18 protein-coding genes are annotated in these 22,990 nt (G+C 63.8%); 13 read left to right on the top strand and 5 right to left on the bottom strand.

Annotation, left to right across the window (positions count from 1 at the left end):
- Positions 1-55: 55 nt before the first annotated feature.
- Positions 56-2,701 carry a diguanylate cyclase domain-containing protein gene (locus tag ACN9M3_RS21180; protein ID WP_426318540.1) on the bottom strand — a complete coding sequence of 882 codons (2,646 nt, stop codon included), beginning with the start codon at positions 2,699-2,701 and terminating at the stop codon, positions 56-58.
- A 144-nt stretch (positions 2,702-2,845) separates the two neighbouring features.
- Between ACN9M3_RS21180 and ACN9M3_RS21175 the strand changes: the two genes are divergently transcribed.
- From ACN9M3_RS21175 to clpB, 7 genes are all read left to right on the top strand, one after another.
- Positions 2,846-4,078: a winged helix-turn-helix domain-containing protein gene (locus tag ACN9M3_RS21175; protein WP_426318539.1), complete on the top strand. Its 1,233-nt coding sequence runs from the start codon at positions 2,846-2,848 to the stop codon at positions 4,076-4,078.
- Entirely contained in the window at positions 4,075-5,067 is a 993-nt protein-coding gene (locus ACN9M3_RS21170; protein ID WP_426318538.1) for a DUF2804 domain-containing protein, read from the top strand. Before ACN9M3_RS21175 ends, ACN9M3_RS21170 begins: the two co-directional genes overlap by 4 nt.
- A gap of 12 nt (positions 5,068-5,079) precedes the next feature.
- Positions 5,080-7,443 carry a bifunctional acetate--CoA ligase family protein/GNAT family N-acetyltransferase gene (locus ACN9M3_RS21165; RefSeq protein WP_426318537.1) on the top strand — a complete coding sequence of 788 codons (2,364 nt, stop codon included), beginning with the start codon at positions 5,080-5,082 and terminating at the stop codon, positions 7,441-7,443.
- A gap of 105 nt (positions 7,444-7,548) precedes the next feature.
- Positions 7,549-8,220 carry a hemerythrin domain-containing protein gene (locus tag ACN9M3_RS21160; protein ID WP_426162504.1) on the top strand — a complete coding sequence of 224 codons (672 nt, stop codon included), beginning with the start codon at positions 7,549-7,551 and terminating at the stop codon, positions 8,218-8,220.
- An 80-nt stretch (positions 8,221-8,300) separates the two neighbouring features.
- On the top strand, positions 8,301-10,898 hold the full coding sequence (locus ACN9M3_RS21155) for a DUF349 domain-containing protein (RefSeq protein ID WP_426318536.1): 2,598 nt from the start codon (positions 8,301-8,303) through the stop codon (positions 10,896-10,898).
- Complete coding sequence (locus tag ACN9M3_RS21150) at positions 10,895-11,347, top strand: molybdenum cofactor biosynthesis protein MoaE (protein ID WP_426318535.1); 453 nt, start codon at positions 10,895-10,897, stop codon at positions 11,345-11,347. Before ACN9M3_RS21155 ends, ACN9M3_RS21150 begins: the two co-directional genes overlap by 4 nt.
- Before the next feature lie 54 nt (positions 11,348-11,401).
- Complete coding sequence (gene clpB / locus ACN9M3_RS21145) at positions 11,402-13,984, top strand: ATP-dependent chaperone ClpB (protein ID WP_426162500.1); 2,583 nt, start codon at positions 11,402-11,404, stop codon at positions 13,982-13,984.
- A gap of 2 nt (positions 13,985-13,986) precedes the next feature.
- Here clpB and ACN9M3_RS21140 read toward each other — a convergent pair whose 3' ends face one another.
- A complete protein-coding gene (locus tag ACN9M3_RS21140; protein WP_426318534.1) occupies positions 13,987-14,502 on the bottom strand; it encodes a hypothetical protein in 516 nt (171 codons plus the stop codon).
- Between the two features lie 46 nt (positions 14,503-14,548).
- Here ACN9M3_RS21140 and ACN9M3_RS21135 point away from each other — a divergent pair, with 46 nt between their 5' ends.
- The gene (locus ACN9M3_RS21135; RefSeq protein ID WP_426318533.1) at positions 14,549-15,127 is read left to right on the top strand and encodes an HD domain-containing protein; all 579 of its coding nucleotides are present in this window, start codon (positions 14,549-14,551) and stop codon (positions 15,125-15,127) included.
- Positions 15,128-15,195: 68 nt separating this feature from the next.
- On the opposite strand, the gene ACN9M3_RS21130 is transcribed toward ACN9M3_RS21135, so the two are convergent.
- A complete protein-coding gene (locus ACN9M3_RS21130; protein WP_426162496.1) occupies positions 15,196-15,990 on the bottom strand; it encodes an AraC family transcriptional regulator in 795 nt (264 codons plus the stop codon).
- Positions 15,991-16,089: 99 nt separating this feature from the next.
- On the opposite strand from ACN9M3_RS21130, the gene ACN9M3_RS21125 reads away from it, so the two are divergent.
- The 3 genes from ACN9M3_RS21125 (at position 16,090) to aceA (ending at position 19,379) form a co-directional block, all read left to right on the top strand.
- Positions 16,090-17,298 carry an MFS transporter gene (locus ACN9M3_RS21125; RefSeq protein WP_426162495.1) on the top strand — a complete coding sequence of 403 codons (1,209 nt, stop codon included), beginning with the start codon at positions 16,090-16,092 and terminating at the stop codon, positions 17,296-17,298.
- A 37-nt stretch (positions 17,299-17,335) separates the two neighbouring features.
- Positions 17,336-17,830: a ribonuclease E activity regulator RraA gene (gene rraA, locus ACN9M3_RS21120; RefSeq protein WP_426162494.1), complete on the top strand. Its 495-nt coding sequence runs from the start codon at positions 17,336-17,338 to the stop codon at positions 17,828-17,830.
- Between the two features lie 247 nt (positions 17,831-18,077).
- On the top strand, positions 18,078-19,379 hold the full coding sequence (gene aceA / locus ACN9M3_RS21115; RefSeq protein WP_426318532.1) for an isocitrate lyase: 1,302 nt from the start codon (positions 18,078-18,080) through the stop codon (positions 19,377-19,379).
- Here the strand turns inward: aceA and ACN9M3_RS21110 are convergent.
- Complete coding sequence (locus tag ACN9M3_RS21110) at positions 19,376-19,834, bottom strand: GNAT family N-acetyltransferase (protein WP_426318531.1); 459 nt, start codon at positions 19,832-19,834, stop codon at positions 19,376-19,378. The two genes, aceA and ACN9M3_RS21110, sit on opposite strands and share 4 nt — an antisense overlap.
- Positions 19,835-19,904: 70 nt before the next feature.
- Between ACN9M3_RS21110 and ACN9M3_RS21105 the strand changes: the two genes are divergently transcribed.
- Together ACN9M3_RS21105 and ACN9M3_RS21100 are read left to right on the top strand one after the other, a co-directional pair.
- On the top strand, positions 19,905-20,825 hold the full coding sequence (locus ACN9M3_RS21105; RefSeq protein WP_426318530.1) for a 23S rRNA (adenine(2030)-N(6))-methyltransferase RlmJ: 921 nt from the start codon (positions 19,905-19,907) through the stop codon (positions 20,823-20,825).
- Between the two features lie 67 nt (positions 20,826-20,892).
- On the top strand, positions 20,893-22,161 hold the full coding sequence (locus ACN9M3_RS21100) for an EAL and HDOD domain-containing protein (RefSeq protein WP_426162489.1): 1,269 nt from the start codon (positions 20,893-20,895) through the stop codon (positions 22,159-22,161).
- Position 22,162: 1 nt separating this feature from the next.
- On the opposite strand, the gene ACN9M3_RS21095 is transcribed toward ACN9M3_RS21100, so the two are convergent.
- Positions 22,163-22,888, bottom strand: a complete 726-nt coding sequence (locus ACN9M3_RS21095; protein ID WP_426162487.1) for an SAM-dependent methyltransferase — start codon at positions 22,886-22,888, stop codon at positions 22,163-22,165.
- Between the last annotated feature and the right edge of the window lie 102 nt (positions 22,889-22,990).

Here is a 22,990-nt window from a genome sequence, read left to right as displayed (position 1 = left end):
TGGGCGTGGGAAACGCAAATATAGCGCAAACGGCTGTCCGGTGTCTTGATCCCGGTCAGGCCGCGTTCGGAGAGCGCATTGCCGGCAACGGCTCGCCGCTGCGGAAGGTGTTGCGGCCGGCCTGCTTGGCTTCATACAGCAGCAGGTCGGCGCGTTTCAGCAATTCTGCGGGGCTGAGATCTTCATCGCGGTAATAGGTCAGGCCGATGCTGGTCGAGACATTGGCCAGGATGCCATCGAGCTCGAAAGGTTGCTGCATGGCGTGCACGATCTTGGACGCGGTGACGGCGGCGTCCTCGGTCCTGGAGATATGGTCCATGATGATGGTGAACTCATCGCCGCCCAGGCGCGCCACGGTATCGCTGGCGCGAACGGTATTGGACAGCCGCGCCGAAAATGCCTTGAGCAGCGCGTCGCCAACCGCATGGCCGTAGGTATCGTTGACCGGTTTGAAACGGTCGATGTCGAGGTACATCACCGCCATCAAGCTTCCGCCCTCGCGGCAGGCCGCCATGGTCTCGCTCAGTTTTTGCAGGAAGCCGGCACGGTTGGTGAGCCCGGTCAGCGCATCGACTTGCGACAGCTTGAGCAGGCGCTGTTTCTCGCGCTTTTGCGCAGTCACGTCCTGGCGCATCACGTGGAAGCCGATCACGGTGATGCCGTCTTCGTCCAGCTGCGGAATGTAGACCACGTCGTAAGTGCGCAGGTGGTCGCCGGTGTCGTCTTCTTCCTCAAAGGTCAGGGTCTCGCCGCGCAAGACACGCGCGATGTAGGGTTGCAGCAAGGCATAGCGCTTCTCGCCGACCGTTTCCTGCACCGTGCGGCCCGTGACCTGCAGGCCGGTCTTGCTGAATTCACGCTCATAGGCGAGGTTGTGGAAGCGATAGATCTCTTCGAAGTCGACGTAGGCGATCATGGCGGGCAGGGTATCGGCGATGGTGCGCAGGCGGGCCTCGCTTTCGCGCAGGGCCATGACGGACTTGCGCACCAGCGTGATGTCGTCCAGCGTTCCGACATAGCCGGCTATTGCATTGTCGATCACGATCGGGGCCACCTTGATCGAGGTCCAGACTATCTTGCCGTCCGGGTGCACGCAGCGCAGGGTTTCCTGGAAGGCCTGCTGGGTCGTATTCAGGTGGCGCAGCGAAGCGCGCAGCATGTCGCGGTCGTTGGGATGGACGGCATCGAACCAGCCGTCCCCCAGCGCCGCGTCGCGCGGCATGCCGGTGATTGCTTCGAATGTCCGGTTGACGTAGGTGCATTTGCCGTCCTTGTCGGCGCGTACCAGGCCAAGCGGCGAGGCATCGTTGACGGCCTGCAGCTCGGCCTGGTTCTGGCGCACGGCCATTTCCGAACGTTTGCGCTCGGTGATATTGCGCGCGGTGACGGCGACGCCGTCCTCGATGGCGACGATCTGGTGCCGCAGCCAGAGCGGTACGCCGAATACAGCCGATTCGAATTCCTCTTCCAGCGGCTCGCCGGTGCGCATCACGCCCATGCATTTGTCGAACATGCCCTCGCTATGCCAGAGGGGAAGCATGTCGCCCATGCGCTTGCCCAGCGCGTCGTCGGAGGAGTGGCCGAGGATGCGGGCGCCGCGCTCGTTCACGTCGACCAGGATGAAATCGGTAATCGCGCCGGCGTTGCCGCCGGCGCGGCAGGCCTTGATCAGGAACAGGGCGTCAAGGCTGGCATCGACGGCGGCGTGCAGCTTTTCGCGCGCGTAGGTCGCTTCGCGGGTGCTCTCGCGCAGGCGCTGCGCCTGCTGCGTGAGCAGGAGGCTGAATACCAGCACCACCACCGAAACGATGGCGGTGACGCCAAAGTACAGGCGCCGCTGGCTATAGTACTTGGCCAGCGCGTGCTCTTTGGCGTCGCCCACCACGGCGGTGAGCGAGTAGCGCGGCATGTCGCGAAAGCCGTAGATGCGCTCCGTTTTGTCGATAGGGGTCTTGAGCAGCAGTTCTTCCGGCAGGTTGACCGGGTCGGCCGGCGCGACGTAGTCGATGGTGTCGGTGATGAACAGCTTCTCGTCGACGCGGCCGGTAGCCAGGGCGGTGTCGCGGCTGATCAGCATGACCAGCCCGCCTTCGTCCACGTGCAGGCGGTCGTAGTCCTCGACGAAATAGGCCGGGTCGATCATCAGCACGATCACGCCGGCGAACTTGCCAGCCTTGTCGTCCAGCCGGCGTGCGATCTGGATTTGCCACTTCCTGGTGATCGGTTCCACCATCGGGTTGGTGACCAGGGCTGCGTCGCCGGCTGTCGTGGCAAGGGCCTTGAAGAATCCCAGGTTGGCCGAATTGGCCGGGAAAACGCCGTGCATGCTCTCCACCAGCTTGCCGTTGGCGTCGATCAGGGCGATCGGCAATTCGAGGCGGGCCGGCATGACGGAGTCCAGCAGGCCGCCGCGTTTGCTGAATTCGGGCAGGCGCAGGGCGCCGTTGGTTTCTTCGAACTTGAGCTTGAAAAGCTGGGTGGCATGGTCCGCCTGGCGTAGCAAATGGCCGGAGTGCTCGGCCAGCGTGCGCGCCAGCGAATGGCTGTGCTGGACGGCGTCGTAATGCGCACTTTCAGCGTCCTGCCTGAGCTGGTAGAACACGTCGGCCCACATTACCACCAGCAAAACCAGCGTGAAAGAGGGCAGCAGTATCATGCGATACAGCTTGCGGAAAATCTGACGGGCGGTGGATGTTGGCACAGGCTTATTTTGCACTCAAACCCCGGCAGCGGGGTCAAAAAAACGGATCAATGCTGCCTGGCAGCCACCATCATTCGCAAAATGCCAAGAAATACTGTCAATTCGCTATTAGAATAGGCGTTCACACCCTACAGGAATCGAGTCTTGACCGAACTGAATCTCTCCCTCGCCGCGGCACGTGCCTTGCACCTGGCTGCGCAAGGCCTGCTGCAACCGCGCCGGCGCAAGGCGCAGAAAGGCGACGTGCTGGAAGCGATCCGCAGCATGGGCGTGCTGCAGATCGACACCATCCATGTGGTGGCGCGCAGCCCCTACCTGGTGTTGTGGAGCCGCCTGGGCGACTATCCCCAGCCCTGGCTGGAAGAGCACCTGGCCGAAGGGGCGCTGTTCGAATACTGGGCGCATGAGGCGTGCTTCGTGCCGATCGAAGATTACCGCCTGCTGCGCCATCGCATGGTCGATCCGGGCGCGATGGGATGGAAGTATTCGGCGCAGTGGATGAAGGAACGGCGCGCCGACGTCGAGCGCGTGCTGCAGCATATCCGCAGCAATGGGCCGGTGCGCTCCGCCGATTTCGAGCGTACCGACGGCAAGGCCGGCGGATGGTGGGAATGGAAGCCGGAGAAGCGCTCGCTGGAAGTGCTGTTCACCGCCGGCGAGCTGATGATCGCGCGGCGCCAGAATTTCCAGCGCGTGTACGACCTGGCCGAGCGCGTGCTGCCGGACTGGGACGACAGCCGCATGCCCGGCATGGATGAAACCCGGCGCGAACTGGCGCTGAAATCGGTGCGCGCCCTGGGCCTTGCGCGCAGCGCCTGGGTGGCCGATTACTACCGCACCAAGCCGCCGCGTCCGGACCTCGAAGCGCTGGCCGAGGAAGGCTTGCTGCTGCGCGCCCGCGTCGACGGCTGGAAAGACCCGGTGTACATCCACCACGACCTGGCGGACCTGGCGCAAGCGGCAGCCGAAGGCAGCCTGTCGCCGACGCTCACCACCATCCTGTCGCCTTTCGACCCGGTAGTGTGGGACCGCCGCCGCGCCCTGGACCTGTTCGACTTCGATTACCGGCTTGAGTGCTATACGCCAGCCGAAAAGCGCCGCTACGGCTACTTCACGCTGCCTATCCTGCGCCGCGGCGCACTAGTGGGCCGCATCGACGCCAAGGCGCATCGCCGCGGCGGCACGTTCGAACTGAAAAACCTGGTGCTGGAGCCGGACGCCCGCGTCAGCGAGCGCTTCGTGCGCGACGTTGCCGGCGCGGTGCAGCGCCTGGCCAACTGGCATGGCTGCCCGCAGGTGCAGGTGCAGGCCAGTGAGCCGCCCGGATTCGCCGCCACGCTGCAGGCGGAGCTGGACGGCCAGGGAGTCGAACAATGAAGCTCGCCCCGGCGCCGCAACGCGTGGTGGGCACCGACGGCAAGCCCTTGCTGGGCCGCTTTTCCGGCGCGACGCAATCTTTCGACTGGCATTTGCTGGCTGGCGAGCATGCGCGCGGCAGACTGTGGCGCCGCTTCCATCACAAGAAATGGCATTACGTCTCGCTGGTTTCGGAGCAGGTGATGGCGGCAGTTGCCATCGTCGACCTGGGCTGGACCAGCACCTGCTTCGCCTACGCCTTCGATCGCAACGACAACGATATGATGGCCAACTTCTCGCAAGACGGCCTGCCGGGCCGGATGTCGGTCGGCGTCGGCGAGCACGCCGGCGCGGCAAGCTGGTTCCGCACGCGCAGCGCCCAGGTCAGCATCGAACCGCTGGAAGGCGAACGCTTCCAGTTGGCCTTGCGCTGCCCCTACATGGAGATCGACGCAGAATTCGGGCCGCCGATCGCGCCGCTGCTGCTGGCGACAGGGCCGGTGGCGGGCGGGGCGCTGCACGGCACGCAGAAGTCGCCCGGCATGCCTTTGAACGGTGAAATACGCACCTTCCGCGACGAATACAAGCTCGATGGAGGCGTGGCCAGCTTCGATTATTCGAACGGCCTGCTGGCACGTGAAACTTCGTGGCGCTGGGCCTCCGGGCACAACCTGGAAATGGGCTTCAACCTGCAATCGGGCTATTTCGGCGGCCACGAAAATGCGCTCTGGATCGATGGCGAAGTGGTGCCGCTGGCTCCTGCGCATTTCATCTTCGACCCGCACGACCCCATGCAGCGCTGGCACATCTTCACCGAAGACGACCAGCTGGAGCTGTTCTTTACCCCCGACGGCGCGCGCCGCCAGGACCGCAACCTGCTGGTAGCTGCCAGCCGCTACATCCAGCCGGTGGGCCACTTCAGCGGCTGGGTACGCAGCGAGCCGGAAGGGCCGAAACGCATCGTCACGCAACTGGCAGGCGTGACCGAGGACCACTATTCACGCTGGTAAGGGAAAGCCGCCATGAGCATCAGGAATATGGACAGCCTGTTCGACCCCGGTTCGGTGGCCATTTTCGGCGCCTCGCTGCGGCCCGACCGCATGGGTACCCAGGTGATGAACAACATGGCGGAAAGCGGCTTTGCCGGCGCGATCTGGCCCGTCAATCCGAAATACGAGCAGCTGCGCGGCATTCCATGCTACCCGCGCCTGTCGGCCCTGCCGCGCGCGCCGGACCTGGCCATCATCTGCACGCCGCCCGAAACTGTGCCGGCCCTGATCGCCGACCTGGGCGCCCGCGGCACGCGCGGCGCCATCATCCTGACGCCGGTCAGCGCTACCATCGGCCAGCAGATCATGCGGGCGGCGCGCCCATACCTGCTGCGCATCCTCGGCCCTGGCGGCATCGGCCTGCTCGCGCCGCTGGCAGGCCTGAACGCCAGTGCCGCCCACGCCGGCGCCAAGCCGGGCAAGACCGCCTTCATTTCCCAGTCGGCGACCGTGATGACGGCGGTGCTGGACTGGGCACAGCTGCACGGCATCGGCTTCTCGCGCGTGGTATCGGTGGTGGAGGGCGGCGATATCGACCTGGGCGACATGCTGGACTACCTGGCGGCGGACGATGACACGAGCGCCATCATCATGCACATCGAATCGGTGAGCTGCGCCCGCAAATTCATTTCCGCCGCCAGGCTGGCGGCGCGCGGCAAGCCGGTCGTGGTGCTGAAGGCCGGCCGTAGCGGCGACGACAAGGTGTACGACGCCGTGATCCGCCGCGCCGGCATGCTGCGCGTGTATTCCTCGGCCGACCTGTTCGACGCGGTCGAAACGGTGGCGCGCGCAAGGCCCACGCGCGGCACGCGCCTGGCCATCATGAGCAACGGCAGCGGCACCGGCAAGCTTGCCGCCGACGCGCTGCAATACGTGCACGGCAAGCTGGCGCAATTCTCGCCCGATACCGGCAAGCGCCTGCGCAACGAGCTGCCGCCCGGGCTGCTGCTGGCCAACCCGATCGACATCGGCGGCGAAGCCAGTGCCGAACGCCATGCCGCCGTAGCCAGCGCCTTGCTGGCCGACCCGGGCGCCGATGCATTGCTGGTGGTGCACGCGCCATCGTCGGCCGCAGCCAGCACCGGCGTGGCGCAGGCCTTGGCGCCCTTGCTGCGCCAGAGCGGCCGCAGCGTGCTCTCCTGCTGGCTGGGCGGCGCCTCGGTGGCCGGCGCGCGGCAGGTCTTCGCCGATGCCGGCCTGCCGACCTACGACACGCCCGAAAAAGCCGTGCGCGCCTACAGCCAGGTGGTGCAGTATTCGCGCAACCAGGCCTTGCTGATCGAGGTTCCGGCCCAGGTGCCCGCGCATTCGGTGCCGGAGCGGCAGGCGGCGCGCAACCTGGTGGAAGCGGCGCGCGCCGCCGGCCAGGCCGAGCTGGCGCGCGCCGACCTGGCCGCCGTTCTGGCGGCCTACGGCCTGCCGCTGGCAAGCGAGCCGGCCGGCGGCAATGTGCAGCAGCTGCGCATCGCCATGCAGGTCGACCCTGTCTTCGGGCCCGCCATCAGCGTTGGCCTGGGCGGCAGCGCCGGGCGCGTGGTGGACGACCGCGCCGTCGGCCTGCCGCCCTTGAATACCGTGCTGGCGCGCGACATGCTGCGGCGTACGGGCGTCGGCCGCGCCCTGGTCGACGAACGCGAAATCCTGTGCAGCGCGCTGGTGCATGTGGCCGAACTGGTGGCCGACATCGGCGAAATCGCCGCGCTGGAAATCGACCCAGTCACCGTGGTGGACGGCGTGCTGCAGGTGCATGCCGCACGGGCCGCGCTGGGCCCGCGCCGCGCCGAAAGCAGCATGGCGATCCGCCCCTATCCGCAAGAGCTGGAGCAGGAAATCCAGTGGCAGGGCGCCGCCCTGTTGCTGCGCCCGATCCGGCCGGAAGATGCCCCGGCCCACGTGCGCTTTTTCAGCCAGCTCGACCCCGACGATGTGCGCCTGCGCTTTTTCTCGGCGATGAAGGAATTGCCGCCGACCCAGCTTGCGCGCCTGACCCAGATCGACTACGACCGCGCCATGGCCTTCATTGCCACCCGCACCGGCGCCGATGGCCAGCCGGAGACGCTGGGCGTGGTGCGCGCGGTAGCCGACCCGGACAACCAGAAAGCGGAGTTCGCGATCATCGTGCGTTCCGATCTGAAAGGCAAAGGATTGGGAAATATCCTGTTCCAGAAATTGTTTGACTATTTCCGCAGCCGCGGAACGCGCGAAATCACGGGCGAAGCCCTGTCGGAGAATATCGGAATGCAACAACTGATGCGAAGATTTGGCGGAACAGTGACGGCGTCGCGAGAAGCTGGTATGGTTGATCTTCGCCTTGCGCTGGATTTGAAAACCTCCTAAATTGTGGAGGGCGAATGGCGTTACCTTGATGTACGTCAAAGTGAACCTGTCGGGCTAATTTACACTTGTACTTCCGTTTCCGCGTAGCGATATTTGGGAGCAAGAATGTTAACGGCCACATATACATTAGTTGCGCTTTCCGTTGAACAGGCTAACGTGCGCCTTAGCCTGCTGTCGTTTCAAAAATACGTGCAATCGACGCTGTTGCGGCAACAGCGCCTGACGCTCTCCCAGCTTGAATATGCTTGCGAAACCCTGGAGCGCCTGTACCAGGCCTGCCATTGGCGCAAGATCGAGCTGTACCTGATTCCGGCCCTGCAAAATGCGACGGAACAGGCCAACCAGCTGCTCGACGAGCTGAGCCGGCTGAACCAGTCTGCCTTGTCGGTGATCCGGCGGTTGCAGGCTGAACTCGACTCGGCGGTGGAGTACAGCGAACAGCAAGTGACGGAGATCTGCGAATCGATCGAGACTTTCTGCACGGTGCTGTTGCAGCGCCTGGAGAAAGAGGAAAAGGAACTGTTTGCGATTGCCCGCGCCACCATTGGCGGCGAAGCCTGGTTCGATATCGCGAACAAATTCCTGGCCCATGATGCTCAAGTGGTGGAAGCGCGCCGCGTGCCGGCCTCCGCCGAAAAAGACAGGAAAGCCTTGTTGGAAGCCAAGCAGGTGCGTGCCTCCCTGCGCAGCGAAGACGAGCTCGTGGTTCCTGTGCCGAAGCTGCGCTACCACCGGCGCACGCGTTTGGCCCATCGCGCCGCTGCGGACACGGCCTGAACACGCCATGCCTGCATTCGCCGCCCCTGCCGGGCGGCGCTGCGCTATGATGGTGGTTTTGATCCATTCATAGCACAACTATGTTTGAGTTCCTTTTCAAGCAGCAGGCCAGCCAGGCCAGCGTTGCCGGCCAGCCGAGCCCGGGCGGGTCGCAGGCGCCGCTCGGCACTCCCGCAGAACGCCGCGCGGCGCAAGCCGAGCTGGCCCGCAACCTTGCGGGCGACGAGGCTGCTGCGGTCGAGCTCATCCTGAACAGTGAATTTGCCGACGTGCGGCTGGCGGCAGCCGAACACGTCGTCTCGCAGGCGGCGCTGGAGAAAGTGCAGCAGGCGGTGCGCAACTCGGACCGCCGGGTGGCCAAGCTGGTGCAAGGACGCCTGGACGCCATCCGCCATGTGCAGGCCGAACAGAAGCAGGCGCAGGCCTGTATTGCTCTGGCGCAGCGCTTGTTGGCTGATGAAAAGTTGACGCCCAATCTGGTGGCTGACCTGGACCGTCAATGGAAGGTGGTCGATGCCGCGCCGTCCGCTGCGGCTGAATTTACCCATATCCGCGATGCGCTGGGCGAACGCCTCGAAGCACAGGTCTCCCTGCAGCGCGCGATGATTGATGCGCTGGCAGCCTTGCGCAAGCATCCCGATCCCGTCGAACTGGAGCGCCTGGCCAGCGAACATGCGGCACACCTGGCCTCGCCCGAGCGCGGATCTCTGCCGCGCCACCTGCTGAACGATTTCGATGCTGCCCTGGCTGCGGAACGCGCCGCGCAGCAGCCGGCCGCACCGCCCGCCGCCGCGCCAGCGGCAGCAGTGGCCGCCGAGGCCGCCGAGGCCGAACGCGTCCCCGCCAAGGGCGCCGCAGCAAGCGCAGTGGACGATGCCGCTCCGGCGCCTGGCGCCAGCGCGCCGCCGGCGCCGCCGCATGGCGACGCCGTCACGCACGCCGACGGCCACGATGCGCTGGCCGCCCGCCCGCCGCGCCCACCAAAGGAAAAACACAAGCCATCGCCCGCCGAGCAGGAAGCCAACCGCCAGTTCATGGACCTGGTCGAAGCGATGGAAACCGCACTGGCGCAAGGCCAGCTCCACATTGCCGCAGAGCACGATAAAACCCTGAAGGAAAGCAAGACCGGCCGCCTGTCGGCAGCCCAGGCCGAGCGCCTGGCCCATGTGCGGGCCGACTTCAAGCGCCTGGGCGACTGGGCGCGCTGGGGCGGCAATGTCTCGCGTGAAGAGCTGGTGCACGCCGTCGAAAGCCTGCCCGCCGAGGGCCTGGGGATGAGCGAGCTGGCCAAGAAGGTCGGCAGCATGCGCGAACGCTGGAAGGCGCTGGACGGCGTCTCCGGGGCCGCGCCCAAGTCCTTGTGGGAAAAATTCGACGCCGCCTGCACCGCCGCATACGCTCCAGCCGCCGCCCACTTCAAGCACCTGGCTGACGAGCGCCACGCTAATGCAGCGAAAGCGCAACAGTTGGTCGACGAGGCAAATGCCCTGATCGCCAGGGACAGCGCGCAACTGGAGGCCGCGGGCGGCGCCCAGGTCGACCGCGAGGAATCGGCCTCCGGCAACCTGCCGCACACGCACGACTGGCGCACCCTGGCATCGTCGACGCAACGCCTGCGCCAGGCCTGGAGCCGCCTGGGTACGATCGACCGCAAGGACAAGAAACGGCTGGACGCGGCCTTCAGCAAGGCGATGGACGCGCTGATGGCGCCCCTCGATTCGCAGCGCAAGATCGAAGTGGCGCGCCGCGAGCAATTGATCGAAGAGGTGGGCAAGCTCAATCCGCTGGACCGCCACACCATCGACACCTTGCGCCGCCTGCAGGAGTCCTGGCAGGGCCATGCCCGCGCCTTGCCGCTGGAGCGCAAGACCGAGCAGGCTTTGTGGCAGAAATTCCGTGCCGCCTGCGACCAGATTTTCGCCAGGCGCAAGGAACACGCCCACGCGGCGGACCACGAACGCAAGGCCCACTTGCACGCGCGCGAAGCGATTTGCGCCGGCCTCGAGTCGGCGGCCTTCGAAGGCGACGACAAGGCCGTCCTGGCGGCCATCGGCAAGGCCCTGAAAGATGCTGCCGCCGCATGGCATGCTTCCGGCGTGGTGCCGCGCGCCAGCGAGCAGAAGATCGACCAGCGCTACCGCGCCGCCGTCGGCGCCTTGCAAGCGCAGGCTGACGCCATCCGCAAGCGCGCCGGCGCGGCACAAGCCAGCGCCCTGCGTGAAAAGCTGCGCCTGGCACAGGCACTGGAAAGCGCGCTGGCCGGAGCCGGCGAAATCGACTGCGCCGACTGGAACAATCGTTGGCAAGCCCTGGCAGCCCTGCCGGCCGAGCAGGAGCGCACCTTGCGCGCCCGCTTCGACGCCGCGCTGAAAGCAGCCGGGGAGGGCGCTGCTGCGCGCTCCGACTACGCCGGCCAACTGGAAACCAACCGTCAACGCTTGCTGTCCGAAGTGCTGCGCCTCGAAATCATGGCCGGCATCGACAGCGGCGCCGAATTTGCGAAAGACCGATTGAAAATGCAGGTAGAAGTGTTGCAATCCTCCCTCAAGTCCGGCCAGAAGCCGGCCAGCCACGCCGCCCAGTTCCTTGCCTTGTGTGCCATGCCCGCACTGGTGGACGCACGTACTGCCAGCCGCATCGAGCAGCTGTTCCGCAAGACCGGGGCGGAGGGTAAATGAGCGAAGTAAGGATCCAGGAAGAAGATTTCGACCTGTCGCATGAAGTGGCGCAACTGCGCGCCGGGAACGCCAAGGTTGGCGCTATAGTCAGTTTCGTTGGCACGGTGCGCGACCTGAACGAGGACGCCGCGGTTGCCGAAATGGAGCTGGAGCATTACCCGGGCATGACCGAGCAGTCGATCCAGGCCATTATCGACCAGGCCAAGGCCCGCTGGCCGATCTATGGTGCGCTGGTCATTCATCGCGTCGGGCCGCTCAAGCCCATGGACCAGATCGTTCTGGTGGCGGTCACTTCACCGCACCGGGGCGAGGGCTTCTCGGCTTGTGAATTTATTATCGATTACCTCAAGACCGAGGCGCCGTTCTGGAAGAAGGAACAGACGCCCGAGGGCGCCCGCTGGGTTGATGCACGCACGAGCGACGACGATGCGTTAAAGAAGTGGTCTTGAAATGTAACAACGCATCCTCATGTTGTCCTTGACAATTCATCAGGAGCGTTTGAAATGCGCCAAGACAAACTCACAACAAAACTGCAAGAAGCACTCGCCGATGCCCAGAGCCTGGCCGTCGGCAACGACAACCAATACATTGAACCCGCGCACCTGCTGCTGGCCCTGTTGAACCAGGAAGACGGTGGCGCGCGCTCGCTGCTGCAGCGCGCCGGCGTGAATGTCGGCGGGCTGGCGCAGGCGTTGAAGCATGCGCTGGAGCGCATGCCCAAGGTGTCCGGCGGCGACGTGACGGTCAGCCGCGAGTTCGTCAACATGCTGAACCAGGCCGACCGCGAAACGCAGAAGCGCGGCGACCAGTTCGTCTCCAGCGAAATGGTGCTGCTGGCGATCACGGAAGACAAGGGCGACGCCGGTAAGCTGGCACGTGAGAACGGCCTGCAGCGCAAAGCCCTGGAAACCGCCATCGACGCCGTGCGCGGCGGCGCCAAGGTCGATTCGCAGGAAGCGGAAGGCCAGCGCGAAGCGCTGAAAAAATACACCCTCGACCTGACCGAGCGTGCCCGCATGGGCAAGCTGGACCCGGTGATCGGCCGCGACGACGAGATCCGCCGCGCCATCCAGGTACTGCAGCGACGTACCAAGAACAATCCTGTGCTGATCGGCGAACCGGGCGTGGGCAAGACCGCCATCGTGGAGGGCTTGGCCCAGCGCATCGTCAACAATGAGGTGCCGGACTCCCTGCGCGGCAAGCGCGTGCTGTCGCTCGACATGGCGGCCCTGCTGGCCGGCGCCAAGTACCGCGGCGAGTTCGAGGAGCGCCTGAAATCCGTGCTGAAGGAGCTGGCGCAGGACGAGGGCCAGACCATCGTCTTCATCGACGAGCTGCACACCATGGTCGGCGCCGGCAAGGCCGAAGGCGCCATGGACGCCGGCAATATGCTGAAGCCTGCGCTGGCGCGCGGCGAATTGCATTGCCTCGGTGCGACCACGCTTGACGAATACCGCAAATACATCGAAAAGGATGCCGCGCTGGAGCGCCGCTTCCAGAAGATCCTGGTCGACGAGCCAAGCGTGGAGGCCACCATCGCCATCCTGCGCGGCTTGCAGGACAAGTACGAGCTGCACCACAAGGTGGAGATCACCGACCCGGCGATCATCGCGGCGGCGGAGCTGTCGCACCGCTACATCACCGACCGCTTCCTGCCCGACAAGGCGATCGATCTGATCGACGAAGCCGCGTCCAAGATCAAGATCGAGATCGACTCCAAGCCGGAGGTGATGGACAAGCTCGAACGCCGCCTGATCCAGCTCAAGATCGAGAAGGAAGCGGTCAAGCGCGAAAAGGACGAAGCCTCGCGCGCCCGCCTGCAACTGCTGGACGATGAAATCGCCAAGCTGCAGCGCGAATACAACGATTACGAGGAAGTGCTGAAGGCTGAAAAAGCCAATGTGCAAGGCACTACCCACATCAAGGAGGAAATCGAACGCATCAAGCAGCAGATGGAAGAGGCGACCCGCGCTTCCAACTGGCAGCGCGTGTCCGAGCTCCAGTACGGCAAGCTGCCGGAGCTGGAGTCGCAACTGAAGCAGGCCGAAGCCGCCGGCGCCGCCGAGCAGGCGGGCGACAAGCCGAAGCTGCTGCGCACCCAGGTCGGGGCGGAGGAAATCGCCGAGGTGGTATCGCGCGCGACCGGCATTCCCGTGTCGCGCATGATGCAGGGCGAGCGCGACAAGCTGCTGCACATCGAAGAGAAGCTGCACGAGCGCGTGGTGGGACAGGACGAAGCGATCAGCGCGGTGGCCGACGCCATCCGACGTTCGCGTGCAGGCCTGTCGGACCCGAACCGTCCGTACGGCTCCTTCATGTTCCTCGGCCCGACCGGCGTCGGCAAGACCGAGCTGACCAAGGCGCTGGCGAACTTCCTGTTCGATTCGGAGGAATCGCTGATCCGCATCGACATGAGCGAATTCATGGAGAAGCATTCGGTGGCCCGCCTGATCGGCGCGCCGCCAGGCTATGTGGGTTACGACGAGGGCGGCTACCTGACCGAAGCCGTGCGCCGCAAGCCTTACAGCGTGATCCTGCTGGACGAGATCGAGAAAGCGCACCCGGACGTGTTCAACGTGCTGCTGCAAGTGCTGGATGACGGCCGCATGACGGACGGGCAGGGCCGCACCGTGGACTTCAAGAACACGGTGGTGATCATGACCTCGAACCTGGGCTCGCAGAAGATCCAGTCGCTGGACGAATCCGATCCGGCAGTGGTGAAGCTGGCGGTGATGGCCGAGGTGCGTGGCCACTTCCGTCCGGAGTTCATCAACCGGATCGACGAGATCGTGGTGTTCCACGGCCTGGACGACAAGCATATCGGTTCGATTGCCCGCATCCAGCTGCAGATCCTGGAGCAGCGCCTGAAGCGCATGGACATGGGGATGGAAGTCACCGACGCGGCCCTGCAGAAGATCGCCGAGGCGGGCTACGACCCGGTGTACGGTGCGCGTCCGCTGAAGCGCGCGGTGCAGCAGCAGATCGAAAATCCGTTGTCGAAGCTGATCCTGGAAGGCCGCTTTGGGCCGAAAGACACGATCCGCATCGATGCCGAGGGCAACGAGCTGGCCTTCCGCAAGGCTTGAGTTCAGCGGCAGGGCGCACGGCAGTCAACACGCTGCCGGCGCCTGACTTCCCCTGTCGCGCCCCAAATGTGTTCCTCAAAGCAGCTTTCGTCAACCTTCAACCTGCGAATGACCCAGCCGTTGGGTAGCGTCCATTGACAGATGATCTCTTCGCGCTGGCGCGAGCCAGGCGCCTGGGCCATTGCGTTGCCGATCAGGTTGAACATGCCTGCGCTGCGCAAGCCGAATAGCTCCACCGGCACCCAACGGTAGGCCCGCTTGTCGCCGGGGCCGATAAACCGGACCAGGACGTCGCCCGATTTGCAGATCGTGGCGGATGTCTGCACATTGAATTCGTTCAGGACCCCGGCGAATGGCGCCTCGACACAGCTGACGTTCTTGGTCCAGAGTGCGAACTGCTTGTCGCCTTCACTGGACTTGAGATAATCGGTGACGACAGGGATAAGGGCAATGGCCAGTCCGGGATAGACCAGCAGCCATTGCCACCATTTATCTAGCAGCTTGAATCCTGGTGACATACAACCTCCAAATTGCGTAAACTCGTGGCTCTGACAGGAGCACACCATGAATGAGTCAATGTTGGCGGGCCGGCTGGAATTCCTGCGCGAAGCGGAACGGCTGAAGAGCGTCCTGCGCAGCGGTTTCACTTCGACCGGACGGCCGGAAAGCACCGCCGAGCATAGTTGGCGGCTGGCGCTGATGGCGCTGGTGTTCGCCGACGAACTGCCTGGGCTGGATCTCGCCCGCGTGCTGAAGCTGTGCATCGTGCACGACCTCGGCGAAGCGATCCATGGCGACATTCCTGCGATCCACCAACACGCCCATCCCGGCAAGTCAGCGCAGGAACGCGAAGACTTGCATACCCTGACGCGCGACCTCGACCCGCCACTGCGCGCGGAAATCATTGCCCTGTGGGACGAGTATGAAGCCGCCGCCACGCCAGAAGCCCAGGCGGTGAAAGCCTTCGACAAGCTGGAAACCATCCTCCAGCACAACCAGGGCGATAATCCGCCCGATTTCGACTATGCCTTCAACCTGGGGTACGGCCGCAAGCACACAGCTACGGCGCCTTTGTTCGTGAGGCTGCGGGAGATGCTCGACGCCGAGACCGCGTCGCGCCACCAGTCCGCGTCTCCGAAGTGAGTGTAGGCAGCGCAAACGCGGGCAGGCAAGCGCGGCCGGGAGGCCATCGACAGCAGGTTTGATTTTTATCAGATGCGGGTGTTGAAAAACTCGGTAGGCGGGCAGCCGAAGGTCTTGCGGAACATGGCGGTGAAGGCGGACTGGCTTGAATAGCCCAGCGCATCGGCGACCTGCGACAAGGGCATGCCGCTGGAAATCATCGGCGCGGCATGTGCGAGCCGGGCCTGCTGGCGCCACTGGCCGAAACTCATGCCCAGTTCCTTTTCAAACAGGCGCGCCAGCGTGCGCTCCGATGCGCCAGCCTTGCTTGCCCATTCTTCCAGAGTGTGCGTTGCGCCCGGATCGGCGAGCAGGGCATCGCACAGGCTTTTCAGTCGCTTGTCGCGCGGCATGGGGACGCGGATCGGACGCGTGGCCAGGTGCGGCAATTCGTCCAGGATCAGCTTGCAGAGCAGCTGGGAGCGGTGGGTCGGGACCTCCGGATCTTCCAGCTCCAGTGCCACGACCAGCTCGCGCAGCAGCGGCGAGACTTCGAGCACCTTGCACGGTTCACCGGGGAAGGGGTCGTAAGACGACACGACGTAGACCGGGCGCAGGCGCGCGGTTTCGATCACGCTCAGCGAGTGCTCGACATTGGCGGCGGTCCAGATGGCGCGCTGCGGCGGCACGATCCAGCTGCTGTCCATCGCATTCACGCGGATGACGCCCTCCAGCGCCAGGGTCAGTTGGGCGCAGTCGTGGGTATGCGCCTGCAGTGACCGTTCGCTGACCAGGTCGCGGGCGATCATGGTGACAGGCTGCACGGCGCTCGGCTCACGGCGGCTTTCGTGCGGGCCGGTATGGGTGACGATCTTGATCGGCATGGGATGGCGGTTTTGCGATAAATGATGTCATCCTAGCTCAAAACAGACGGGCGATGTTTTTCTAAAATGTTTCCATTCTTTATACGAATGAGGCACAGAATGGATAAGCAAACCTTACGCACGGATGCCCGCGTGATCGGCCTGGTCGGGCTGGCGCATGGCGTCTCGCATTTCTATCACCTGATCCTGGCTGCCCTGTTTCCCTGGCTGAAGACGGCTTTCGGCCTGAGCTACTCGGAGCTGGCCTTGCTGATGACGGTGTTCTTTGTGGTGTCGGGCATTGGCCAGGCCCTGGCCGGCTTTGTGGTGGACCGGGTCGGCGCGCGCCGCGTGCTGTTTTCAGGCATGGCGATGCTAGGGGTATCGGCGCTGGTGCTGTCGAATGCCCAGAATTATGCCGGCCTGGTGGCGGGCGCGCTGATGGCGGGCATGGGCAACAGCATCTTCCACCCGGCGGACTACACGATCCTCAACCAGCGCGTGTCGCGCGACCGCCTGGCGCATGGTTTTTCCGTGCATGGCATCAGCGGCAGCATTGGCTGGGCTGCCGCGCCGCTGTTCCTGACTGGCGTGGCCAGTGCCACGGATTGGCGTACCGCCTTGCTGTCGGCTGCAGCGCTGCCCGCGATCGTGCTGGCGATCCTGTGGTGGAACCGCGCAGCCTTGCGCCCTGATCCTGTCATTCATCACGCCGCCGGCGCGCGGCAGGGCGGCTCGTTTGATTTCCTGCGACTGCCTTCGGTGTGGATGTGCTTTGGCTTCTTCTTCCTGACTGCGCTGGCGTTGGGCGGCATCCAGAGTTTCGCCTCGACCGGACTGGTCAAGCTGTACGGCATGTCGCTGGCGATGGCGACCAGCGCCTTCACGGCCTATATGCTGGCGTCCGCGGTTGGCATGATGCTGGGCGGCTTCCTCGGTGCTGGGCGCAAGAACCACGACCGTACCATTGCCGCCGCCTTCGCGCTGGCCGCCGTCCTGGCCCTGCTGCTTGGCATGGCGGTGGTTCCCGCTTGGGGTGCCGTAGCCTTGATGGCGCTGGTCGGCTTTTTCTCCGGCATTGCAGGACCATCGCGCGACTTGATGATCCGCGCCGCAGCGCCGAAGAATGCCACGGGCCGCGTGTACGGCGTGGTGTATTCCGGCCTGGATAGCGGCCTGTCGGTCGGGCCTCTGCTATTCGGCCTGATGATGGACGCAGGCAAGCCGCAGTACGTCTTCGCCGGCATCGCCTTTTTCCTGCTGCTGGCCATCGCTACCGCGACCGGCGTTGGCAGCCGTACCCGCGCCACCGCCAACGTTGCAGCCTGATATAGTCGTGTCATCTTCCATAACCGCGAGTAATGCCATGAGTTTTGCCACGACAGACCTTTGTGACGACAATCCTGCGATGCTGGACGACGGCAGCCTGCAAGTCCTGTCTCCATTCTTCCGCCACTTCGGCAAGCGAGCCCAGTTTTCCGGGCCGGCTGCGACGCTGAAAGTGCATGAGGATAATGCGCTGGTGCGTGCGACCCTCGAAACCCAGGGCGGGGGCAGGGTGCTGGTAATCGATGGCGGCGGCAGCCTGCGCCGGGCGCTTGTCGGCGGCCAGCTTGGCCTGCTGGCGCAGAACAACGGCTGGGCAGGCGTGATTGTCGATGGCTGCGTGCGCGATAGCGCGGAGCTGGCGGAGTGCGACGTCGGCATCATGGCCTTGGCGACGCATCCCCAGCGTAGTGCGCGTGACGGCGTCGGCAAGCGCGATGTGAATGTGCAGATTGCTGGCGTCGCAGTGTGCCCCGGCGACTGGATCTATGCGGATGCGGATGGTGTGCTGGTGGCCAAGCAAAAGCTCGCCTGATACTGGTGCGCTTTCCACCATGTGAAATCATCATTTCATGCGATGGAAAGTGCGTCAAATCAAGAAACCTTGTTTCTCTCGAAAGGAGAAATGGCGTTCCGCATCATGGAACATGCGCCTCAAGTGTTTGATTTTGCGCGAATAAAAGGCGCTTATATGTCTTATATAAGACGTGTTGCACCAGAACAATCACGCCTAAGATATCTCTAACGGTTTTCGTTTTCTAACGCTTTCGTAGGAGATCATCATGGCTACTCGCGCCGAACAAATCGCTGCCCTGCAGCACGACTGGGATACCAATCCACGCTGGAAGGGAGTCACTCGCACATACACCGCCGGAGACGTGGTGCGCCTGCGCGGCTCGCTGGCCATCGAGCACACCCTGGCCAAGCGCGGCGCGGAAAAGCTGTGGGACCTGGTGAACAACGAACCCTTCGTCAATGCGCTGGGCGCGTTGACCGGCAACCAGGCCATGCAGCAGGTGAAGGCCGGCCTGAAGGCGATCTACCTGTCAGGCTGGCAGGTGGCTGGCGATGCCAACCTGGCGGGCGAGATGTATCCGGACCAGTCGCTGTATCCTGCCAATTCGGTGCCGATGGTTGTCCGCCGCATCAACAATACCTTCCAGCGCGCCGACCAGATCCAGTGGTCTGAGGGCAAGGACGATATCGACTTCTTCGCGCCTATCGTTGCGGACGCGGAAGCCGGCTTCGGCGGCGTGCTGAATGCCTTCGAACTGATGAAGGCCATGATCGAAGCCGGCGCTTCGGGCGTGCACTTCGAAGACCAATTGGCTTCGGTGAAAAAGTGCGGCCACATGGGAGGCAAGGTGCTGGTGCCAACCCGCGAAGCCGTCGAAAAACTGACCGCTGCGCGCCTTGCGGCTGACGTCATGGGCACCTCGACCCTGGTGATCGCCCGTACCGACGCTGAAGCGGCGGACTTGCTGACCTCCGACGTGGACCACAACGACAAGCCTTTCTGCACCGGCGAACGCACCGTGGAAGGCTTCTACAAGGTGCGCAATGGCCTGGAGCAGTCGGTTTCCCGCGCGCTGGCCTACGCTCCTTACGCTGACCTGGTGTGGTGCGAAACCGGCAAGCCTGACCTGGCATTCGCCAAGGCCTTCGCCGAAGCCGTGCATGCCAAATTCCCCGGCAAGCTGCTGGCCTATAACTGCTCGCCTTCCTTCAACTGGAAGAAAAACCTCGACGACGCGACCATTGCCAAATTCCAGAAAGAGCTGGGGGCGATGGGCTACAAGTTCCAGTTCATCACGCTGGCCGGCTTCCATTCCCTGAACTACGGCATGTTCGACCTGGCCCATGGCTATGCGCGCCGCCAGATGTCCGCCTTCGTGGAGCTGCAGGAAGCCGAATTCGCCGCGGCCGCCAAAGGATTCACCGCGGTCAAGCACCAGCGCGAAGTCGGTACGGGCTACTTCGATGCCGTGACTCAAACCATCCAGCAGGGCCAGAGTTCCACCACGGCCCTGCATGGATCGACCGAAGACGAGCAGTTCTTCGACGAGAAGAAGAAAGTCGCTTAAGTGCGGGTCATGAACACGCAGTCCAGCAGGATTCCCGAGGGATGCTGGTACTGCGTGTTCTTCATTGCTCGATAGCCGGCCGCTTCGTAGAAGGGGACTGCGTTCAGCGAAGCATAGAGGTGCAGGGCGGCGGGTTCGCCGGCCATCTGCTCCAGGGCTTTCAACAGGCATTTGCCTACGCCCTGGCCGCCAAATCGCGGTTCGACAAAGACCGCATCCACCTCATTGCTCTCCAGGTCGAGGATGGCGTATCCGGCTAGTTCGCCGTTGATATAGGCCTTGATGCCGCCGCCTTGGGCCAGCAAGGCGGGATAGGTCGAGGGCGCCGGGGCTGCGGCCCACGTGCTCAATGTGAGGGGATCGTAGTGGCCGGCGCATTGGCTGCGCAGCGCGCGGGTGCGCAATTCCCACAGGGCTGGGATGTCGGTGCTGGCCACTGGAAGAAGGGTGATCATTTGGCCAGTGTATCGCAGGCGATCATGCGCATGAGATAATGCCGGCAAATCTTATTGACCCGCCTCTCCTATGTTCAGTTACCGCCACGCGTTCCATGCCGGCAATCACGCCGACGTCCTCAAGCACTTTGTCCTGGTCCAGGTCCTCGAATACCTGAACCAGAAGGACGTCCCTTACACCTATATCGACACGCATGCCGGCGCCGGCGTTTATTCGCTGGATAGCGCGCAAGCCACCAAGACCGCTGAATTCGAGACCGGCATCGGCCCATTGTGGGATCGTGATGACCTGCCGGAACCGCTGGCCGACTACGTTCAACTGATCAAGGACCTGAACCCAAGCGGCAAACTGCGCTTCTACCCTGGTTCGCCTTACTGCGCCGAAATCGTGGCGCGCGAAGAAGACCGCCTTCGCCTGTTCGAGCTGCACCCGTCGGACGCCAAGATCCTGGCCGACAATTTCCACAAGCTGGAGCAGCACCAGGCGGCCAATGGCCGCCGGCCTGCTGCGCGCGGCAAGCGTGTGATCGTCAACAAGGCGGATGGTTTCCTGGGCGTGAAGGCGTTGCTGCCGCCGCCATCGCGCCGCGGCATGGTGCTGTGCGATCCTCCCTATGAGGACAAGCAGGACTACAAGAAGGTCACTGACATGCTGAACGATGCGCTGAAGCGCTTCCCGACCGGCACGTATGCGGTCTGGTATCCGGTGCTGCAGCGCATTGAGGCGCGCAACTTCGCCGAGCGCCTGAAGCACTTGCCGGCCAAGAGCTGGCTGAACGTGACCCTGTGCATCAGCACGCCAACCCCGGACGGCATCGCGCTGCATACGAGCGGCATGTTCCTGCTGAATCCTCCGTACACGCTGGAGCCGATGCTGCGCCAGGTGATGCCCTACCTGGTGCAGGTTTTGGGCCGTGATGCCGGTGCGCAGTTCACGCTGGAGAGTGGCGAGGCGGCCACAAGCAAGAAGGTCCCGCAGCGCACAACATAAAAATGTTGCCAGGACTGCACTAATGGGTATAGTCTTGACACCATGAGTCTTAACAATGGGGAAACCCATGACAGCCGTGGTTGAAAGTGAAGTGCAGATCCCAATGCCGTATGCCAATCAGTTCTTCTTGGCACGGCAACCCATCCTCAACCGCAGCCAGCGGCTCGTGGCCTACGAGCTGCTCTACCGAAATGCCGAAGTCCACGAAGCCCGTGTGACGGACGGAACCCATGCCACTGCCTCCGTGATTGCCCATGCTTCCGAGCTGGGCATGGAGCAGGTCGTGGGCGACCAGCTCGCTTTCGTCAATGTCGACACGACGGGATTGATGAGCGATTTCATTCACTTCCTGCCGAATGACAAGGTCATCCTCGAGGTGCTGGAGTCGGTCGAGCCGACGCCGGACGTGCTGAAGCGGGTGCAGGAACTGAAGCAGGCGGGCTACAAGTTCGCCCTCGACGATGTGGCGGGGGAGAGTGATGCCGTGACGGCGTTACGTCCCTTGATGGATGTGATCAAGGTCGACATCAAGCAGATCGAGCGCGGCAGCCTGCCGGCCCTGGCGCGCAACTTGCGCAACCCCAACCAGAAGCTGTTGGCCGAGAAGGTGGAGACGGTCGAGGAGTTCCGCGAGTGCATGGACCTGGGTTTTGAATACTTCCAGGGTTATTATTTCGCGCGGCCGGTGATCCTGAGCGGGAAGAAGATTACGCCATCTCAGCTCTCCATCATGCACTTGCTCGATTTGCTGAACCAGGATGCGGACCAACGCGAAGTGGAGCGCAGCGTCAAGCATGACCCCCTGATTTCCCTGAACCTGTTGCGCCTGGTGAATACCCCGGCGGTGGGTGCGCGCTTCCGCATCAATTCCGTCGGGCATGCCCTGATCGTGCTGGGGCGCCGGCAGTTGCAGCGCTGGCTGCAGATCCTGCTGTATGTGAAAGGCTCGGAATTCGACTCGCCCTTGCTGCAAATGGCGACCACGCGCGGCAAGACCATGGAGCTGGTGATGGGGCATGTGCGGCCGTCGGAACGGGTGGCGGCTGACATTGGTTTTACGGTCGGCATCATGTCGCTGATGGATGCGCTGTTCTCGGTGCGCATGGGCGAAATCCTCGACAGCGTCAATGTGCTGGACGAGGTGCGCGATGCGCTGTTGCATCGCGAGGGGGATTATGGCGATGTGCTGCGCCTGATCGAGCTGATCGAGCGGGCGCAGGAGGGGCGGGAACTGACCGGCATCCTGCACAAGCTGGACCTGGCGCCTTCGGCGCTGTATGCGCTGCAGCGCGAGGCGTTTGAGTGGGTCAATGAGTATGCCCACTCGGTTCAATAGCTTATTGGGCCAGTAGCAGGAACACCGTTGGCTTCTTGTGGAAATCCGGCGCCTTGCCGGAGTCGAGCAGGCCCTTCCATTGCGCGCCCGTGCGGGTGCGAATCGTTTCCGTTGGCAGGCTGATGTCGGTGGCCACGCAGATCAGCGTGCTGCCGGTGCATGCGCTGACCAGTGCTTCCAGCATGGCTGCGTTGCGGTAGGGTGTTTCGATGAAGAGCTGCGTTTGCTTTTCCTGGCGGGAGCGCGTTTCCAGTTCTTTCAGGCGCTTGGCACGTTGCGCAGCGTCGGTCGGCAGGTAGCCGTTGAAGGCGAAACTTTGTCCGTTCAGGCCGCTGGCCATCACGGACATCAGGATGGAGGAGGGGCCGACCAGCGGACGGACCGGGATGCTGTTGGCGTGGGCCAGGCGGACCAGGTCGGCGCCCGGGTCGGCGACTGCAGGGACGCCGGCTTCGGACAACAGGCCGACGTCGTGGCCAGCTTTCAGGGGTTCGAGCAAGGCTTGCAGTGCGGTTTGCGGCGTGTTGATGTTCAGTTCGCTGATCGCGATTTCCTGGATGGGCTTGGCGGTGCCGACTTGCTTCAGGAAGGCGCGGGCGGTTTTGGCGTTTTCGGCGACGAAGTGGGTGAGATGGGAGGTCAGTTGCTGCACGTGCTGGGGGATGACCTGGTCCAGGGAGTCGGTGGGGCCGAGGGTGTTGGGGATGAGGTATAGGGTGCCGTTCATGTTTTTAAACCGGTGATGCGGTGTCAGACCCGCAGGGTCAGACACCGGTCTGCATACTGTGTTGGCCGGTGCGCCGTTGGTGTCTGACCCTGTGGGTCGGAC

Source organism: Pseudoduganella sp. R-43 (assembly GCF_049913255.1).
Classification (GTDB): domain Bacteria; phylum Pseudomonadota; class Gammaproteobacteria; order Burkholderiales; family Burkholderiaceae_D; genus Rugamonas.
The sequence above is the reverse complement of the archived record's forward strand: the minus strand, read 5'-3'. Positions and strand labels throughout refer to the sequence as shown.

Coding starts and splice junctions, on each gene's coding strand:
- ACN9M3_RS21130 (WP_426162496.1), bottom strand. CDS start 15,990: ATGCCGATCAAGATCGTCACCCATACCGGCCCGCACGAAAGCCGCCGT.
- clpB (WP_426162500.1), top strand. CDS start 11,402: ATGCGCCAAGACAAACTCACAACAAAACTGCAAGAAGCACTCGCCGAT.
- ACN9M3_RS21165 (WP_426318537.1), top strand. CDS start 5,080: ATGAGCATCAGGAATATGGACAGCCTGTTCGACCCCGGTTCGGTGGCC.
- ACN9M3_RS21135 (WP_426318533.1), top strand. CDS start 14,549: ATGAATGAGTCAATGTTGGCGGGCCGGCTGGAATTCCTGCGCGAAGCG.
- ACN9M3_RS21110 (WP_426318531.1), bottom strand. CDS start 19,834: ATGATCACCCTTCTTCCAGTGGCCAGCACCGACATCCCAGCCCTGTGG.
- ACN9M3_RS21140 (WP_426318534.1), bottom strand. CDS start 14,502: ATGTCACCAGGATTCAAGCTGCTAGATAAATGGTGGCAATGGCTGCTG.
- ACN9M3_RS21170 (WP_426318538.1), top strand. CDS start 4,075: ATGAAGCTCGCCCCGGCGCCGCAACGCGTGGTGGGCACCGACGGCAAG.
- ACN9M3_RS21155 (WP_426318536.1), top strand. CDS start 8,301: ATGTTTGAGTTCCTTTTCAAGCAGCAGGCCAGCCAGGCCAGCGTTGCC.
- ACN9M3_RS21150 (WP_426318535.1), top strand. CDS start 10,895: ATGAGCGAAGTAAGGATCCAGGAAGAAGATTTCGACCTGTCGCATGAA.
- rraA (WP_426162494.1), top strand. CDS start 17,336: ATGAGTTTTGCCACGACAGACCTTTGTGACGACAATCCTGCGATGCTG.
- ACN9M3_RS21095 (WP_426162487.1), bottom strand. CDS start 22,888: ATGAACGGCACCCTATACCTCATCCCCAACACCCTCGGCCCCACCGAC.
- ACN9M3_RS21105 (WP_426318530.1), top strand. CDS start 19,905: ATGTTCAGTTACCGCCACGCGTTCCATGCCGGCAATCACGCCGACGTC.
- ACN9M3_RS21160 (WP_426162504.1), top strand. CDS start 7,549: ATGTTAACGGCCACATATACATTAGTTGCGCTTTCCGTTGAACAGGCT.
- ACN9M3_RS21125 (WP_426162495.1), top strand. CDS start 16,090: ATGGATAAGCAAACCTTACGCACGGATGCCCGCGTGATCGGCCTGGTC.
- ACN9M3_RS21100 (WP_426162489.1), top strand. CDS start 20,893: ATGACAGCCGTGGTTGAAAGTGAAGTGCAGATCCCAATGCCGTATGCC.
- aceA (WP_426318532.1), top strand. CDS start 18,078: ATGGCTACTCGCGCCGAACAAATCGCTGCCCTGCAGCACGACTGGGAT.